The sequence below is a fragment of the Flavonifractor sp. An4 genome (assembly GCF_002161755.1).
GTDB lineage: Bacteria > Bacillota > Clostridia > Oscillospirales > Oscillospiraceae > Flavonifractor > Flavonifractor avicola.
The window spans coordinates 1-1,956 of the sequence record NZ_NFIL01000091.1; the positions used below are offsets into that span (position 1 = coordinate 1).

A 1,956-nucleotide genomic window follows, 5' to 3' on the forward strand; every position below is an offset into this window, starting at 1 on the left:
GAGAGGAACACATAATCAGGCGAAAACGGCATCAAAACTTGACTACGATAGTCAAAAATGCCATTTGCCACCGGCACAAGGTCCCGGTTCGGTGTCCTCTGCCTGATTGGCACGGTGTTTCTGAGTATCATCCTGACCTCCCGGATGTCCTTCTCTGACGCCCCGGGGCGCATTTGCAGGATGATTCGGTCCAGATCGCCGTCCAGCAGCGAGTACAGCCCCTGATTGGGCCCCGACCGCTGATAGATACCGAGGGGCAGCGGGTCCGAGGTGTTGCGCCGATCGCTGCACTGGATCAGAGCAATCTCCTCCGCCTTGGCCAGCAGCTGAGCCGCCTGATAGTTAGTGATGGTATCGGTCATGCGGTAGGTCATGCCCTTAGGCATACTTGTATTCATGGCCTGCAAGCGATCATTCGTAGCTGTATACAACTGCCCGACCATTTCAGGGACAGCCGGGAGGTTCGTTACATCAAGCGTATCAAGGTATTGGGCCGTGACCTCCTTGATGACTTGCTCTCTTGGTTCATACATAACAATTACTCCTTTTGATTACATTTTCGGGGGTTATGCCCCAAAAATTTGAACTTTAAGTAACCGACGGGAAACATTCTGGACCCCATGGCCCCAATAGGGCTCGTAGAAAAACGCTACTTGCGCATGGAGTGGTCTGCGGCCTCTTCCCGCCTGCCTGTTCGCGAAAATTGCGTCCAGGTCTGTGATTGGATTGCCTTGTGCATCAACGATTTCGGGCGAGTGCTTGCCATCGGCATAAGCCCGCATCTCCACCATCCGCGCCGGTCCTGCGTCGGGATCGCCCAGATTAGCCGGCCCATCGGTCTCGTACCAGGACGGCATCTTGCCGCTTGACAGACAGCTGATTTTTCCGATAACCGGCCGTCCCCGACAAAGATAGCGCGCATCCCACATAGCCTTGCGGGCGTCCGCCAGCAACTGGGCGTTGCCGCTCACGGGGATTGCAAAATATGTGCTCCACCTTTGCCGCCGGCCCCCGTAGCGCGTCCCCGACTCGGTGAGGGAGAGGTCGTACAGGATAGTGTCCGGCCCAGTAACGATTGGATTGGTTTCGGACAGCCCATAGTCCTCGGGCCTGCGGGGGGCACCTGCCACAATATCAGGTCCGGCGGGCGAAATATTAGAGTCAGACATATTATCCTCCAGAATAACGCAGCCCCGGCCCGGCCGGCCACATGACCTGACGGCCAGACCGGGGCAATTTTTCAGTTTACGAGATTCCTGGTTGTTGGAGCGCAACCAGGATGCACCCGACGCCTATCGTGTCACCGTAGCCTGCGCTCTTTCGCGTGTAAGAGTAAAACCATAGGATCACGCTTGCGTCATCAGCTTCATTGATGTCATCGGGCGGCAGATAGTCACCATTGGCGTCCACGGTGAGTGGCATACATCGGTTTCTCGCCGTGAAATATATTTTCCCTTGGACATACCTGTTGTGCAGATATTTTCCTGCCACAGCGGCCACATCGCCGTCATGGACACACGATACACCGTTAAGCGGTACTTTGCCTTGACGCGCAGGGTACCGTGCCATATAGTCCGCCAGTGCCGCATTGAAAACATACTGTATCGCATCCTCGATAGTATGTACGGAGGTGATGTCAGTCTCCTTGTCAACGACGATTTCCGCGGAGTGCTTCACGGGCGCCCCGCCTTCAAACGACTCCGGCCGGGAAAGCCGCAGAAATCTGAGTTGCGCATGAGGTACATGGACGTACCGGCCGTAGGCGCAGGGCAGCTCCATGCTCTCGATGTCCGACTGATGCTGTGCCAAAAACGCCTCGTAGTCCGTCATTGTGCCGGCCCTCCGACGACGGTATCATCCCGGCGGAGGACATCCCTGCCCGGAGAGCGGACGGCGTAGCTAGCTACCATCTGATATGCTTCGTCACCGATGGCCTGCCGCATCTCGCGGGGTGTC

General features: G+C 56.7%; 3 protein-coding genes. All 3 read right to left on the minus strand.

Annotation, left to right across the window (positions count from 1 at the left end):
• The coding region (locus B5F94_RS15730) for a hypothetical protein (RefSeq protein WP_204247516.1) at positions 1-533 on the minus strand (533 nt) is incomplete at its 3' end.
• A 33-nt stretch (positions 534-566) separates the two neighbouring features.
• Positions 567-1,169 carry a hypothetical protein gene (locus B5F94_RS15735; RefSeq protein WP_087272565.1) on the minus strand — a complete coding sequence of 201 codons (603 nt, stop codon included), beginning with the start codon at positions 1,167-1,169 and terminating at the stop codon, positions 567-569.
• Positions 1,170-1,245: 76 nt separating this feature from the next.
• Complete coding sequence (locus B5F94_RS15740; protein ID WP_087272568.1) at positions 1,246-1,830, minus strand: ssDNA-binding protein; 585 nt, start codon at positions 1,828-1,830, stop codon at positions 1,246-1,248.
• Positions 1,831-1,956 lie beyond the last annotated feature (126 nt).